This is a genomic window from Riemerella anatipestifer (assembly GCF_009663465.1).
Lineage (GTDB): Bacteria > Bacteroidota > Bacteroidia > Flavobacteriales > Weeksellaceae > Riemerella > Riemerella anatipestifer_C.
The window spans coordinates 1-983 of record NZ_QXHU01000017.1 but is presented as its reverse complement, the minus strand read 5'-3'; the positions used below and the strand labels follow the sequence as shown (position 1 = coordinate 983).

Sequence of the window (983 nt, the reverse complement as noted above, 5' to 3'; positions counted from 1 at the left end):
CCAGTTAATTTTTCCGCATCTGCGGAGTACGCCACAACTTACATTTGGGCTTCCGATGATAAAGGGGTTAATGTTTTAGGAAATAACCCTACGCTATCTCTTGATGCAAACAAGTATCAGTTAGGAGCAAATAGATTATATTTATTAGTCAATAATGCAGGAGGGTGTGGGGTTGCCCCAATAGAAATTAATTTTACGGTAAACCCAACTCCAACCAATTTACAATTAGAGGGTGTAAAACAAACTTATTGTAATACAGAGAGAATTTTTATAAAGCCATCAGCACAAGGAACTGGGGTGTCCTATGAATGGAGTACAAATAATAACTTTACTTCACTTTTAGATAGAAATTTTGTAGATGAAAGTGGTAATCTTAGTTTTATTCAATCATCTACAGGTACATACACCTACTATGTAAGAGCAAAGCAGGGTAATTGTTACTCCGCTCCACAATCCGTAACTTTTACAGTGAACCAAGGCGTGAGCAATGTTCAAGTTGCCAATGCAGGAAAAACATTCTGTGAGGGAAATGCGATAGAGTTTTTAGCAGGTAGCCCTAATGCCACCAACTACTCTTGGTATAAATTTAGTAATGGAACAGGACTTCTATTTAATGGGGCAAGTTACAAGCCTAATAGTTCAGATTATGTGCTTGGCAAAGAAACCACCGTTTATTTAGTGGCTTCTAATGGAACAGGTTGCTCGAGTGATATTATTCCAGTTTCATTCACGGTAAATCCTGCTCCTAAAAATCTTACTTTAGAGGGCTTACTTCCTAACTATTGTGTGGGTAATCAAATATTGGTAACGCCTACGGCGGTAGGAACAGCCGTGTCCTATGAGTGGAGTGTAGCTCCTACATTTACGACCTTGTTAGGTTCAGAGTATGTGGATAGTCAAGGGAGGTTGAACTATACCTCAAATCAAGCAGGAGCTTTCACTTATTATGTGAGAGCGAAGTCAGGGGACTGCTACTCTGCTCC

At 39.5% G+C, this 983-nt stretch carries 1 protein-coding gene; it reads left to right on the top strand.

Translation table 11 applies throughout. The annotated features are described in order from the left end of the window. A partial coding sequence (locus tag D1003_RS11055; protein ID WP_185148346.1) for a hypothetical protein occupies positions 1-983 on the top strand: 983 nt, incomplete at both ends.